The 13,984-nt window shown below is 60.9% G+C and carries 9 protein-coding genes; 5 read left to right on the forward strand and 4 right to left on the reverse strand.

Annotated features, from left to right (window positions below; genetic code table 11):
* Nucleotides 1-22 precede the first annotated feature (22 nt).
* Both ACZZZU_RS04030 and ACZZZU_RS04035 read right to left on the reverse strand, forming a co-directional pair.
* The gene (locus ACZZZU_RS04030; protein WP_463549834.1) at nucleotides 23-1,048 is read right to left on the reverse strand and encodes an acyltransferase family protein; all 1,026 of its coding nucleotides are present in this window, start codon (nucleotides 1,046-1,048) and stop codon (nucleotides 23-25) included.
* A gap of 263 nt (nucleotides 1,049-1,311) precedes the next feature.
* Nucleotides 1,312-3,591 (reverse strand): fatty acid cis/trans isomerase, encoded by a 2,280-nt coding sequence (locus ACZZZU_RS04035; protein ID WP_463382561.1) that lies wholly within the window; start codon nucleotides 3,589-3,591, stop codon nucleotides 1,312-1,314.
* A 315-nt stretch (nucleotides 3,592-3,906) separates the two neighbouring features.
* Between ACZZZU_RS04035 and metH the strand changes: the two genes are divergently transcribed.
* Together metH and ACZZZU_RS04045 are read left to right on the forward strand one after the other, a co-directional pair.
* Nucleotides 3,907-7,617, forward strand: coding sequence for a methionine synthase (gene metH, locus ACZZZU_RS04040; protein ID WP_463549835.1), 3,711 nt, complete (start codon nucleotides 3,907-3,909; stop codon nucleotides 7,615-7,617).
* Nucleotides 7,618-7,704: 87 nt separating this feature from the next.
* Nucleotides 7,705-8,997, forward strand: a complete 1,293-nt coding sequence (locus ACZZZU_RS04045) for a leucine-rich repeat-containing protein kinase family protein (protein ID WP_463549836.1) — start codon at nucleotides 7,705-7,707, stop codon at nucleotides 8,995-8,997.
* Nucleotides 8,998-9,020: 23 nt separating this feature from the next.
* Here the strand turns inward: ACZZZU_RS04045 and ACZZZU_RS04050 are convergent, their stop codons facing one another.
* Nucleotides 9,021-10,022 carry an AraC family transcriptional regulator gene (locus ACZZZU_RS04050; protein WP_463382558.1) on the reverse strand — a complete coding sequence of 334 codons (1,002 nt, stop codon included), beginning with the start codon at nucleotides 10,020-10,022 and terminating at the stop codon, nucleotides 9,021-9,023.
* Between the two features lie 164 nt (nucleotides 10,023-10,186).
* On the opposite strand from ACZZZU_RS04050, the gene ACZZZU_RS04055 reads away from it, so the two are divergent.
* The 3 genes from ACZZZU_RS04055 to ACZZZU_RS04065 all read left to right on the forward strand — a co-directional run bounded on the left by ACZZZU_RS04055 (nucleotide 10,187) and on the right by ACZZZU_RS04065 (nucleotide 12,821).
* Nucleotides 10,187-10,504, forward strand: a complete 318-nt coding sequence (locus ACZZZU_RS04055; protein WP_122498359.1) for an Mpo1-like protein — start codon at nucleotides 10,187-10,189, stop codon at nucleotides 10,502-10,504.
* Nucleotides 10,505-10,667: 163 nt separating this feature from the next.
* Nucleotides 10,668-11,252, forward strand: coding sequence for an HD domain-containing protein (locus ACZZZU_RS04060; protein WP_463549837.1), 585 nt, complete (start codon nucleotides 10,668-10,670; stop codon nucleotides 11,250-11,252).
* Nucleotides 11,253-11,432: 180 nt separating this feature from the next.
* Nucleotides 11,433-12,821 (forward strand): adenylate/guanylate cyclase domain-containing protein, encoded by a 1,389-nt coding sequence (locus tag ACZZZU_RS04065; protein WP_122453149.1) that lies wholly within the window; start codon nucleotides 11,433-11,435, stop codon nucleotides 12,819-12,821.
* A 94-nt stretch (nucleotides 12,822-12,915) separates the two neighbouring features.
* On the opposite strand, the gene ACZZZU_RS04070 is transcribed toward ACZZZU_RS04065, so the two are convergent.
* On the reverse strand, nucleotides 12,916-13,947 hold the full coding sequence (locus ACZZZU_RS04070; RefSeq protein ID WP_463549838.1) for a glycosyltransferase family 4 protein: 1,032 nt from the start codon (nucleotides 13,945-13,947) through the stop codon (nucleotides 12,916-12,918).
* Nucleotides 13,948-13,984 lie beyond the last annotated feature (37 nt).

Below are 13,984 nucleotides of genomic sequence, written 5' to 3' on the forward strand. Positions count from 1 at the left end.
GGGCGAATAAAGCCCTAGTAAATCAGTCAGGAATAGCCGATCTGTTCGTAAGAGGCTTCTGATCGTCCAGCCAGACTTTGGCTTGCTGGAAAAAGCGCTTCTCGATCAGCTCGTAGCTCCCCCAAGAGGCGAGCACGATAGCCGGAATGCAGGCGCCGATCACCCAATAAATGTTCAAGTCGAAGCGCTGCGTCAGGTACCAGCCCAGCGACAGAACCAGCACGTGCACGAGGTAAACCGAGTACGAGCAATCGCCCAGCGACTTGAGCACGCGACTGCCACGGAAATAGCTTTCCAGCGAAATGCAGCTCGCCACAATCAAGGCGCTCGGCACGCCCCAATGCAACATGCGCACGGCGGTGTCCAGGTGATAGATGGTCAATAACGACCCCACAATGACCATAACTGGTAGCCAGCGCCCCGGTTGAATCCAACCCCGCTGATACACCATGCCCAGCACGATGCCGAACAGAAATTCATAAACGATGCTGTTGCGGTAGAAATCGCTCACCCAACTTTCCCGAGTCGCCACCGTGCCAATCAGAAACAGCGCACCGGCAATCAGCCACAGCCGGTAGCGCTCCGGCACACTGAAGCCAAGTGCGAACAGCAGGTAGAAGAACATCTCGTAGTTGAGGGTCCAGCCCACGCTGAGGGTGGGGTAAAGACCGAAGCCGCCAGGGTTGTCGGCAGGTATAAACAGCAGCGATAGCACGAAGTGCTGCAGCTCGAAGCTTTGTCCCGGCATCACGGGTTGGGCGTAGACGATCAGCAAGGCCGCCATTAACGAAAAAAGCCAGTAAGCCGGCACGATTCGCAGCACGCGATTGAGCAGAAAGCGCCCGGCGGCGATGTCTTTGCCTTGGGTGGAGAGGTAGATGACAAAGCCACTGATCACAAAAAAAATGTCGACGCCCACGGCGCCTTTGTCGATAAAAAATTGGCCAAACGCACTGTCGGCTTTGAAGTCAAAGAACACTTGCATGATGTGATGACCAACCACCAACCACGCCGCCAACGCCCTTAGCGCTTGCACTGAAATCAGCATAAATCCCTGCTCCCAACCACGACGCCTTCTGGCGCCAGAACCCGGCGCGCACATGGCAAACCGACACCACGGCGAGCCACCTCGCGTTACAGGGTTGACCGTAACGGCGGGGGAAAAGGTCCATAAATCAGGGAGAAGCGCTAACGACGCAGCCACTGAGCGGCTTCAGCCGCGATGCTTTCAAATTCGGCGTTTCCAGGGAATCGCGGCTAATCGGAGTGCAGACCAGCCGCTCCCACAGCACCAGAAATGCTTCCAAAGCCCTACAAATTCTCGTACCTATTCATGTCGAGAACCCCCGCCTCGACTGGCTCGGTGCGCTGGATGTAGCGGTCCAGGTCGTGGAAGTACTGCCAGAACTGCGGATGTGAGCGGCGGATGCCCCAGCGCTGCACCACTTGTTCAAACGCCACGTCGTCGCGCACGCGCTCCAAGGTCGCGACGAACTCCGGCACCTGTTTCACCGGCACGTTGAACATGAAGTTCGGGTAGCTGCTCATTACGCCGGGGTACACGGTGAGCGTGTCCAGGCCGGGTTGATAACGCAGGCTCTCGCCCATCATGAAGGCCACGTTGCTGTGGGCGCGGTTGCGCAGCAGGCTGTAGACGTCGTAGCTGCCGTCTGCTTCTTCCACGCGCAACAGGGTCGCTTCGGGCAGGTCCTGAATCACTTTCAGCCCGGCCGCCGGTTTGTTGGTCAGGCGACTAAGCGCCTGCTCGGCGTCTTGCTGCGGTTTCGGGAAGTTGCGGCGGTAACAGTTGGCGTCGGCGCAGCGGTTGATCGGGTCGGGCCGCATGTTGAAGCCGGCGTAACGCTGGATCAGTTGCTTGGCGAAGATGTTTTTCGCATTGGCTTCCGGCAGGAACAAGCCCGTGGGGCTGTCGTCGTCGATGTCTTGGTAGTCCATCCACATCTTCAGTTTGCCGCCGTCCTGGTACCAGTCGCTGAGTATCTCGTCGCGCGCGTCGGCCGGCATCAGGCGCAGAAAATTCTGCTCGGCGCCGTTGCGGATCAAGTCGAAATAAAGCCGCGTCTGCGCCTGGTGCGAGACGTTGCCGAACACGTCGTAGTTGACCACCAACTGGTAATAGGTGCGCTCCAGCAGCGGGTAGTCCATCCACCACAGCGTTTGCGGCACCTCGCCAATCAAGCCCTTCTTCACGGTGGCGCTGTCGAAGTTGCGGAAAATCGACAACACGGCGTTGTCGTTGCCCGCCCAGATGTGCGACCAGCTTGGCGCCGGCGCGTCGGCGTAAGCATCTTTGCGCGCGTTTTCGTAGTCGTTGCGTTTGTCGCGGTACGCCCGCCACAGGCTCAAGGTGGCGCCCAAGTCGTCGAGCTGACCGGGCAAGGCGAGCTTCTCGGTGATTTGGCCCCGGTAGTTGGGGTCGGTGACGAACAGGTCGTGGTCGGGATCCTGGAAGATGACCCAGAAGTTATCGCGGATCACGTCCGTGGCGATCTGGCCCCGGCATACCGGACCGCGAATGAAGGTCTGCACAAAATATTCGGCGTTTTCCAGCATGAACTGATACCGCGCCCGCGCCGGAATGGCGGCAAAGGTATCGAATGGATTGGCGCGACGCTGCGGGCCATACCCCGGCGAGGCCTGAACCTGCCAGTCATTGCCGTAAAACAGCTCCTTCACCCGTGCCAGCTTTTGCGGGCTGAGCGGATAGGTGATGTGGGTTTTATGCACGATCACGCCCTGGACCGGAATCAGGCGGTAATAGAAGACGGTGCCGGGGTCGTCGTTCGGTCGGCGGCTGGCGATCAGATCAACCGGCGTACCGCTTGGCGTCCGCGAGCGCACCACTTGGAAGAAATGGCGGTTGTCGCCGTTCTGGAAGTACAGGTGCGCCAGGAACAAATGCTCGTACAGCCAACGTGCCGCCAAACCCTCGCGCGCGCCTGGGGCATTGAACAGGGCTTCCCACTGCTTGATTTGCGCCAGTTCTATACCGTTGGCCACCAGCGCCTGCTGGTCCAGCGGCGCGCCGGCGGCCAGCCACTGTTGCAGCGTCTGTAATTCACCCGCCGTCAGCCCCGTCACGCCCAACGGCATGCCTTCCAGCGGATGCGTCTTGGCGTAACCGTCGAATTCGCCCGGCGTGGGGCAGGAATTTGGCCGCTCTACCCCGAGCTGAATGCTCTCGGGCAGCCTGGCGTTGGGCTCTACCGGGTGTTGCTGCCCAAGTTCCAACATGCGCGCCATCAACGCGGCCTGGCCGCCCTGGGCGTCGAGCACGGACGAAAAGCCCTTGCGCTGCCACGCCGCCGGGCTGTGGGCATCGAGATACAGGCGCGTGGTGTCGACCGCTACCGTCCGGCCACCGTCGTACACCGGAATTTTGCTCGCCCCGCGCGACACGCCTTCAGCACTGCCCATGTTCAGCTGGCACGGCGCGTCATAGCAGGCGTGGCAGGCCACGCACTTCTCCGTGAGGATCGGTTGAACGTCGCGGTTGTAGGAGATGGAGTCGGCGTCGGCACCCATGGCAAAAAACCATAAGACGGCTGCGACGTAGGAGCGGTATGACATGGAAACATCCTGAAATCTCAAGCCGCGAGTCTAACGATATGCGCGGCCCCAGGCACCGACGGCGAGGGGTTTCGCGGTGTTTTTTTGTAATCGCGGGCGCCCGCTAATTGGTTTGGTAGGAGCCAGCTTGCGGGCGAATGCCGCAGCCGATATTCAGGCCGGTGTGCGCACGGTACGCCAGCAACCTGGCTCCTACAGGGAGTGGAGCAGCTCCAACATGAGCCAAATTCATGTAAACCCGCCATGTGCTCCAGCCCGTTGCAGCTTTGCTATTATCGCGCCCACTAAATTCCGCGCTTTTCAGGTAATGCCTACATGTCCGATCGCCAAGCCCGACTCCAGTCTCTTCAGCACGCCCTGAGCGAGCGCATTCTGATTCTCGACGGCGGGATGGGGACGATGATTCAGAGCTATCGCCTGGAGGAAGAAGACTACCGAGGCAAGCGCTTCGCCGACTGGCCGAGCGATGTGAAGGGCAACAACGACCTGCTGCTGCTCAGCCGCCCCGATGTGATTCAGGCAATTGAAAAGGCCTACCTCGATGCCGGCGCCGACATTCTGGAAACCAACACCTTCAACGCTACGCAAGTGTCGCAAGCCGATTACGGCATGGAAGCGCTGGTGTACGAGCTGAACGTGGAAGGCGCCCGTCTGGCGCGCCAGGTGGCGGATGCGAAAACCCTGGAGACCCCGGACCGTCCGCGCTTCGTTGCCGGCGTGCTTGGCCCAACCTCGCGCACCTGTTCGCTGTCGCCCGACGTCAATAACCCCGGCTACCGCAACGTCACCTTTGACGAGCTGGTGGAGAACTATTCCGAAGCCACCCGCGGCCTGATCGAAGGTGGCGCGGACATGATTCTGATCGAAACTATTTTCGACACCCTCAACGCCAAGGCGGCAATTTTCGCGGTGCAAGGCGTGTATGAAGAAGTCGGCTTCGAGCTGCCGATCATGATTTCCGGCACCATCACCGACGCCTCCGGCCGCACCCTTTCCGGCCAGACCACCGAAGCGTTCTGGAACTCGGTGAGCCACGCCAAGCCGATTTCCGTTGGTTTGAACTGCGCGCTCGGCGCCAAGGAACTGCGTCCGTACCTGGAAGAACTGGCCGGCAAGGCCGACACCCATGTGTCCGCTCACCCCAACGCCGGCTTGCCGAACGCCTTTGGTGAATACGACGAAAGCCCGGCGGAAATGGCCGTGGTGGTTGAAGAATTTGCCGCCTCGGGTTTTCTCAACATCGTCGGCGGCTGCTGCGGCACCACGCCCGCGCACATCAAGGCCATCGCCGAGGCCGTAAGCAAGTACAAGCCGCGCGCGATCCCTGACATTCCCAAAGCCTGCCGTCTTTCCGGGCTGGAGCCGTTCACCATCGACCGTCAGTCGTTGTTTGTGAACGTCGGCGAGCGCACCAACATCACCGGCAGCGCCAAGTTCGCCCGCCTGATCCGTGAAGATAACTACACCGAAGCCCTGGAAGTGGCGCTGCAACAGGTGGAAGCCGGCGCCCAGGTGATCGACATCAACATGGACGAGGGCATGCTCGATTCGAAGAAGGCGATGGTCACCTTCCTCAATCTGATCGCCTCCGAGCCGGACATTTCCCGCGTGCCGATCATGATCGACTCGTCCAAGTGGGAAGTGATCGAGGCGGGCCTCAAGTGCATTCAGGGCAAGGGCATCGTCAACTCGATTTCCATGAAAGAAGGCGTCGAGCAGTTCATTCACCACGCCAAGCTGTGCAAGCGCTACGGCGCCGCCGTGGTGGTGATGGCGTTCGACGAACTCGGCCAGGCCGACACCGAACAACGAAAAATCGAAATCTGCAAACGCTCCTACGACATTCTCGTTGATCAAGTCGGCTTCCCGCCGCAGGACATCATCTTCGACCCGAACATTTTTGCCGTGGCCACCGGCATCGAGGAACACAACAACTACGCCGTCGACTTCATCAACGCCTGCGCCTACATCCGCGACCACCTGCCCTACGCCTTGAGCTCGGGCGGCGTGTCCAACGTGTCGTTCTCGTTCCGGGGCAACAACCCGGTGCGCGAGGCGATTCACTCGGTGTTCCTGTACTACGCGATCAAAAACGGCCTGACCATGGGCATCGTCAACGCCGGCCAACTGGAGATTTACGACCAGATTCCCGCCGAGCTGCGCGACCGCGTGGAAGACGTGGTGCTCAACCGCACGCCGAACGGCACCGACGCCCTGCTGGCCATCGCCGACAACTACAAGGGCGACGGCAGCGTTAAAGAAGCGGAAACCGAAGAGTGGCGTTCCTGGACCGTCGGCAAGCGCCTGGAGCACGCGCTGGTCAAGGGCATTACCACGCACATCGTTGAAGACACCGAAGAAGCGCGGCAGCAGTGCAAGCGGCCCATCGAGGTGATCGAAGGCCCGCTGATGGCCGGCATGAACGTGGTCGGCGACCTGTTCGGCGCGGGCAAAATGTTCCTGCCACAGGTGGTGAAATCCGCCCGCGTGATGAAGCAGGCCGTGGCTCACCTGATTCCGTTTATCGAGCTGGAAAAAGGCGACAAGCCTGAAGCCAAGGGCAAGATTCTGATGGCCACGGTAAAAGGCGATGTGCACGACATCGGCAAGAACATTGTTGGCGTGGTGCTGGGCTGTAACGGCTACGACATCGTCGACCTGGGCGTGATGGTGCCGGCCGAGAAGATTCTGCAAACGGCGATTGCCGAGAAGTGCGACATCATCGGCCTGTCGGGCCTGATTACACCGTCGCTGGACGAAATGGTGCACGTCGCCCGCGAAATGCAGCGCCAGGGCTTCACCCTGCCGCTGATGATCGGCGGCGCCACCACCTCCAAAGCGCACACGGCCGTGAAGATCGAGCCCAAGTACCAGAACGATGCCGTGGTGTACGTCACCGACGCCTCGCGCGCCGTGGGCGTGGCCACGCAGTTGCTGTCCAAGGAACTGAAAGCCGGCTTCGTCGAAAGCACCCGCAAAGACTATGTAGAAGTACGCGAGCGCACCGCCAACCGCAGCGCCCGCACCGAGCGCCTGAGCTACCCCGCCGCCGTGGCGAAGAAACCGCAATTCGATTGGGCTAGCTACCAGCCCAGCGTGCCGACCTTTACCGGCGTGAAGGTGCTGGAAGACATCGACCTCAACGTGCTGGCCGAGTACATCGACTGGACGCCGTTCTTTATCTCTTGGGACCTGGCCGGCAAATTCCCGCGCATTCTCACCGACGAAGTGGTCGGCGAAGCGGCCACCGCGCTGTACGAAGACGCCCGCGAGATGCTCACCAAGCTCATCGACGGCAAGCTGATCAAAGCCCGCGCGGTATTTGGCTTCTGGCCTGCCAATCAGGTGCAGGACGACGACATCGAACTGTACGGCGACGACGGCAAACCGTTGGCCAAGCTGCATCACCTGCGCCAGCAAATCATCAAAACCGATGGTAAGCCGAACTTCTCGCTGGCCGATTTCGTGGCGCCGAAAAGCAGCGGCGTCACCGACTACGTGGGCGGGTTTATCACCACCGCTGGCATCGGCGCCGAGGAAGTGGCCAAGGCTTATCAAGACGCCGGCGACGACTACAACTCGATCATGGTCAAAGCCCTGGCTGACCGTCTGGCCGAAGCCTGCGCCGAGTGGCTGCACCAACAAGTGCGCAAAACCCACTGGGGCTACGATCCGGAAGAAACGCTAAGCAACGACGAGCTGATCAAGGAAGCCTACAAGGGCATCCGCCCTGCCCCCGGCTACCCAGCCTGCCCGGACCACACCGAGAAAGGCACGCTGTTCACCCTGCTCGACCCGGCCGCCGAGGAGAACAAAGCGGGCGTGAGCGGCGTGTTCCTGACCGAGCACTACGCCATGTTCCCGGCGGCAGCGGTCAGCGGCTGGTACTTCGCCCATCCGCAGGCGCAGTACTTTGCGGTGGGTAAGGTGGATAAAGACCAGGTCGAGAGTTACACCGCGCGCAAGGGCCAGGATCTGGCCGTGACCGAGCGGTGGTTGGCGCCGAATTTGGGGTATGACAACTAAGTTCTGCCTCTGCGCTGTTTTTACCCTCACCCCTAGCCCCTCTCCCGAAACGGGAGAGGGGAATTCTATCCGCGTGTAATTTCCTCTATGCATACGCTTGAACAACTGCGCCGGGGCGAGCTGGCTGGCATTACGCGGCTGGATTTGTCCTGCGGGCTGACTGAGTTTCCCGACGAGATCTTCACGCTGGCCGACAGCCTGGAAGTGCTCAACTTATCCGGCAACCAGCTCACCGCCCTGCCCTCGGATTTGCCGCGCCTGCATAAGCTCAAGGTGCTGTTCTGTTCCGACAACCCGTTCACCCACGTGCCCGAAGTGCTCGGTGATTGCGCGCAGTTGGAGATGGTCGGTTTCAAGGCCAACCGCATCGTCCATGTGCCGGCGGCTGCGTTGCCGACTCGGTTGCGCTGGCTGATTCTGAGCGACAACCAGGTGAGCGACTTGCCAGCTGAACTGGGCGAGCGGCCGCGTTTGCAAAAACTGATGCTGGCGGGCAATCGCCTGAGCGTCCTACCCGACAGCCTGAGCGCTCTTTCCAACCTGCAACTGCTGCGTATCGCCGCCAACCGCTTCGAGCATCTTCCTGGCTGGTTGCTGGAGTTGCCGCAGCTGGCGTGGCTGGCGTATGCCGGCAATCCGGCCAGTGATGTCGCAGAGCGCTCGGTGTTGGCCGCTCACCCGGTGGCGGCCATTGCCCGGGCGCAGTTGCAGCTAGGCGACGTGTTGGGCGAAGGTGCCTCGGGGGTAATTCACGCGGCGCAGTGGCAAGCGCCGGGCCAGGCGCCGCGTGCCATGGCCGCCAAGCTGTTTCGCGGCGAGGTCACCAGCGACGGCCTGCCCCACAGCGAAATGGCCGCATGCCTGGCGGCGGGTAATCACCCGAATCTGATTGGCGTCGCCGGGCCCCTTCAAGCCGAAGCCGGCGCGCCGCCTGGCCTGTTGCTAGAACGCATCAATGCAGACTACCGCGTATTGGCCGGGCCGCCGTCGCTCGCCAGTTGCACCCGCGACTGCTATGCCGAAGCGCGCCGTTTTACGCTGGAGCAAGCCGTGGCCATCGCCCGCGCCGTGGCATCGGCGGCCGCCCACCTGCATGCCAACGGCATCCTTCATGGCGACCTCTACGCCCACAACCTGCTGGTCAACGATGCCGGCCACTGCCTGCTCGGCGACTTCGGCGCCGCCTCGTTCTTCGACCCAGGAAGCGCGCAGGGCCACGCGCTGCAACGCATCGAAGCGCGAGCGTTTGGCTGTTTGCTGGAGGAATTGCTGGAACGCTGCGGCGAGGCGCCGGAGCGGTTGTGGCAGTTGCAGCGCGCCTGTGTGACGCCGAACGTGGCAGAGCGACCGGATTTCCCGGCCATCCTTCAGGCGCTTTGACAGCTTGAGCGCCGCGGTAACTGCTACATCTGCGCCCGGTATTCCCCCGGCGTGCTGTCGAACCAGCGCCTGAATGCGCGGAAAAAATTACTCGGATCGGCAAATCCCAGCAGGTACGCAATCTCCAACAACGTCAGCTCCGGCTGCGCCAGGTACTGCACCGCCAGCTCGCGGCGGGTGTCGTCGAGCAACTGCTGAAAACTAGTGCCCTCCTCCTGCAAGCGGCGCTGCAAGGTCCGTTGCGACAGGTGCAACGCCTGCGCCACGGTGTCGCGCTTGGGCTCGCCTTGCGGCAGCAAGCGGCAGAGCAATTGGCGCGCCTGGTGGGTCATGCGGCTTTCCGAAAAGCGCGCCAGGTATTCGCCGGCAAAACGGTCGTGCAATTGCGCCAGCGCCGGGTTGGCGCTCGGGATCGGCGCGTCGAGGTCGGCGCGCTCGAACACTAGGGCGTAATGCTCGGCGTTGAACTGCAGCGGTGCCTGGAACACTTGCTGATACGGCGCCAGATCGGCCGGCGGTTCACCCTGAAAGCAGGCTTTCAGCGGGCGCAGCTCTTTACCGGTAATCCAGCGACAAAACGACAAGGTATACGCCAACGAGGCCTCGGCACTCTGCCGCGCCGGAATCAGGCGATCACCGTGAATCGCCAGGGTCAGGGCGTAGCCTTCAGGCAGGGGGCGGAAGTTGAGGTCGGCGCCTTCAGCGATGATTCGCTGGAAACGCACCAGGCGGGTGAAGGCTTCTTTCAGCGTGCGGCTGGACATGCACGCGTAGCCCACCACATGAAACGACGCCGGGCGTACGACCTTGGCCAGGTTCAGGCCAATCGCCGGGTTGCCAGAGAGCTGCACCGCGCGGCCCCAGACGCGGGTCATGCCGTCCTGGGAAAAACGCGCGTCGGGGTCATTCAAGGCTTGGTAATCCAGCCCCAGCTCGGCAAACAGCTGCCGGCAATCGACGCCACCCATTTCCAGCCCATTGACGATGGCCAGTACCCAACTCGAAGAAGTCGTACGTTCGCTCATGCAAGAGTTCTTGTTCTAATCACGGGAGCCGCGCGAAGGCGGAACGAGCGCAAGGATACTAAAGTGGCGCTGATTGTCACTGGCCCACGAAGACACTCGACCTACACTTCAATCCACCGTGTCCTACAGACGGCCCTACGTAAGAGAACAACAGGAGGTGTGCCATGAGCACGCAAACCGCCGAACGTTTCACCAGCTTTGCGCAGTTCTATCCCTACTACCTGCAAGAGCACAGCAACCCGGTGTGCCGCCGTCTGCACTACGTTGGCAGCCTGTTGGTGCTGAGCATTCTTGGGTATGCCCTCTTCACTCAGCAGTGGTTGTGGCTGCTGGCCATGCCGCTCGCCGGGTATGGGTTTGCGTGGGTGGGGCACTTTATTTTTGAGAAGAATCGGCCCGCTACTTTTGACTATCCGCTGTGGAGTCTCGCCGGAGATTGGGTGATGCTCAAAGATGCCTTCACCGGCCGAATTCCCTTTTAACGGGCCTGATCTTCGACCATGCGGCGTTGAAAGCGGGATTCGAAAATGCTCATTGGCTACAGCCAACTGCGCTTTTCTCACCCACTTTCGCCTTGCCTGGCCCTCGCTCAGACCCGTTACGCAACTTTCATCTAAAAAAACAAAAACAATCGCGGAGAACCTGATGAACGCTCACGCCCGCTTCACCCATATGCAAGACGGAACCGCCGAGGACTGGGCGATCATCGCTCAAGATTTCATGGCGTTTGCCAAGCTGTTGCCCGACCGGGTGATGACGCACCTCAAGCTGCTGGATGGCGATTTCGGTGGTTTTCCCGTCGACCGTCTGACCCATTCACTGCAAACCGCCACCCGTGCCCACCGTGATGGCCGCGATGAGGAATACGTGGTGTGCGCGCTGCTGCATGACATCGGCGACACCCTTGGCACCTTCAACCACCCGGATATCGCCGCAGCCATGCTCAAGCCGTTTGTGAGTGAGGAAAACCTGTGGATGGTGGAGAAACACGGCATTTTCCAGGGTTATTACTTCTTTCATCATCTGGGCATGGACCGGCTGCTGCGTGAGCAATTCAAGGACCACCCGCAGTACCTGCGTACTATTGAGTTCTGCGCCAAGTACGATGCCGCCGCTTTCGACCCGGCCTATGAGCACCTGCCGCTGGAGTTCTTCGAACCGATGCTGCGGCGCCTGTTTGCCCAGCCTAAAAACTCGGTTTATAAGGCTGTAACCGAGCCATCAATCTGAAACCATAGTGCTATCACCGACCGCTGGAGCCCTTGTCTCCAGCCTTTCGGCGGGCGGTATTGGCGGTCCATCTTTTGCTGGTTATGATCCCGCACCAACCAAAAGCATGGCCTCTGTTTTGCAGAGAGCGAAGACGTCCTACAGAGACGTCAGAAAACTAGCAGGGATCGTGTCAACGCTATGAAGTCAGCCAGTATCGATCGTCCGATTGACTTACCTTCTTTACCTCTGCGCGAGTACTACTCGCGGGTGCTGGCTTATATCGCCATGGCGGCCAGCATCGCGGCTGGCACCTTTGTGCAGTATTTCGGCTACAACATCCTCTGGATGGTGCCGTACGCCCTCCTTTATCCCCATCTTGCCCATCACCTGAGCCAGCGTTTCAAACGCGAGCACGCGCGCGAAACCGATTTGGTGTTGCTGTTTATCGACTCGCTGCACTGCGGCGCCGCCATTGCCCTGCTGGGTTTTTCGGTGGTGCCGAGTTTGATGATCGTGCTAACGCTGGTGTTTAGCGCGCTGATCATTGGCGGCCTGCGTTACCTGGGCCTGGCCCTGCTGATTACCGTTAGCGGCGTGGTGCTCACCAGCGTCATCGTGCAGCCGGAAGTCAAAGCCACCACGCCCACCTTGGTGTCGCTGATCAGCGTGGTGTTCAGCACGTTGTACATCTGCATCACCGCCTATTTCGTGCACCAACAAGGGCTGCGTCTGGACGTAGCGCGCAACGAAATCAAGCGCGAGCAGGAAAAAGCCGCCCGCCTGGCGCGAAACCTCGCCAAGTACCTGTCACCGCAAGTGTGGGAATCGATTTTCAGCGGCAAGAAAAGCGTGCGCCTGGAAACCCAGCGCAAAAAGCTCACGGTGTTTTTCTCTGACATCAAGGGCTTTACCGAGCTGTCTGAAGAGTTGGAAGCCGAAGCGCTGACCGACCTGCTCAACACCTACCTCAACGAAATGTCGAAGATCACCCTGAAATACGGCGGCACCATCGACAAATTCATTGGTGACTGCGTGATGGTGTTTTTCGGCGACCCGTCCAGCCAGGGCGCCAAGAAAGATGCGGTGAACGCCGTGTCCATGGCCATCGCCATGCGCAAGCACATGAAAGTGTTGCGCCAACAATGGCGAGCGCAGGGCATCACCAAACCGCTGGAAATTCGCATGGGGTTGAACACCGGTTATTGCACGGTGGGCAACTTCGGCGCCGACACGCGCATGGACTACACCATCATCGGCCGCGACGTGAACCTCGCCAGCCGCCTGGAAAGCGCCGCCGAGTCCGGGGAAATTCTGATTTCCCACGAGACCTACTCGCTGATCAAAGACGTGATCATGTGCCGCGATAAAGGCCAGATCACCGTCAAAGGGTTCACCCGCCCGGTGCAGATTTACCAAGTGGTCGACTTCCGTCGCGACCTAGGCGCTGCGTCCAGCTATGTGGAGCACGAATTGCCAGGCTTCTCTATGTATCTGGATACCAACGGCATTCAGAACTACGACAAAGAGCGCGTGATTCAGGCGCTGAACCTGGCGGCGGAGAAGTTGCGCGATAAGGTGATCGTGTAAATCACGCGGTGCTCGTAGGAGCCAGCTTGCTGGCGAAGCCCTTGATTTCAGTTCCCCAAGGCTTCGCCAGCAAGCTGGCTCCTACGAAAAGCGGTTAGTTCAGCAGAGCCTTTTCAACCACCGGCTCAACCACTTCCCCATCAATCAGCGGCTGCTGCGCCAAAAACTCCAACGCCGACGCCCGCCACGATTGCTTCTGCGCCGCCTCGGCGCAGCGCTGCCGATCCAGGCTCAACGCCGCCAGACACGCGCCGCGCAAATCTTCATCCATCACGCCGCTAACGCCCTGCTCCAGCACATCCAGCGGACCCGCCACGGGAAACGCTGCCACCGGCGTGCCGCAGGCCAGCGCTTCAAGCATCACCAGCCCGTAGGTGTCGGTGCGCGAGGGAAACACCAGCACGCTGGCTTCGGCATACGCCCGGGCCAACGTAGCGCCGTGCTGATAACCGTGAAAACGCACCTGCGGGTAGCGGCTTTGCAGCTCGGCACGCTGCGGGCCGTCGCCGATCACGTGTTTCTGGCCGGGAAGATCCAGGCGCAAAAACGCATCCAGATTCTTCTCCGGCGCCACCCGCCCCACATAGAGAAACGCCAGCTTGCCGGGCGTCTTCAACGTCGGCGTGAAGCGCGTCAGGTCCACGCCTTTGCGCCATAGCCCAAGGCGTTGCAGGCCCCAGCCGGCGAACTCGCTGCGCAAGCGTTCGGTGGTGACCAGCACGGCCTGACTCGGTCGATGAAACCGGCGCAGGTAGGCGTAGCCCCAGGCCAACGGAATGCGCGGCCAGCGGGTGTGCACGTATTCGGGAAAGCGCGTGTGAATGGCGCTGGAGAACGCCAGCCCGCGCTTGCTCAACCAGCGCCGCGCGGTCCAGCCCAGCGGGCCTTCGGTGGCGAGGTGTACGCAGTCGGGGCGAAAGTCGCGAATCGCCGGGCCGACGCGCCATAGGTCCCACACCAGCGGAATCTCTGGGTAAGTGGGGCACGGCACGTGGCGAAAGTCAGCCGGCGACAGCAACTTGACCAGATGGCCCAGTCCGCGCAGTTCGGCGATGAGCGCTTGCAGGCTGGTGACTACGCCGTTTACCTGCGGCGTCCAGGCGTCGGTGACGATCAGAATCCTCATGCAGTGGTTTCGCGCGGCGCCGCTTCGGCCACCACGG

It is taken from the genome of Pseudomonas sp. AC136 (assembly GCF_979258585.1).